Annotated in this window: 1 pseudogene; it reads left to right on the plus strand. The window is 40.7% G+C overall.

The features are described from left to right. Positions 1–133: 133 nt before the first annotated feature. Positions 134–334 (plus strand): annotated as a pseudogene (locus AAEY55_RS18180) (HipA-like protein); the annotation flags it as partial.

The following is a 334-nucleotide window of genomic DNA, read 5'->3' on the forward strand; positions in this document are numbered from 1 at the left end:
TTTAGAAGTCTAAAGTGATCTAGTATCACAATGCTTAAACCGTTGACGACAAGAATCCCCTTGATTTATCAAGGGGTACTTCAACAAAAAAGAGAATAAGATTTCGTTTGCGCCTATTTATGACTTTGCGCCAATGAAAGCAGATCCTGAAATGGTAACGCGATTGTTTAAGTGGGGTGACGGTTTTGAACGTGGAGGCAAGGTAAACTTTTTGCAAGTAGCCGAGCAACTCTCACCTATGTGTGATCCAAATGAATTGATTGCATACCTTCAAGAAATAGCCAAAAGGCTCAAAAATCTGCCAACGCTACTTTTAGATGCCGGTTGCCCAAGT

This window comes from Pseudoalteromonas sp. 120-MNA-CIBAN-0494, from assembly GCF_040308885.1.
Classification (GTDB): Bacteria; Pseudomonadota; Gammaproteobacteria; order Enterobacterales; family Alteromonadaceae; genus Pseudoalteromonas; species Pseudoalteromonas nigrifaciens.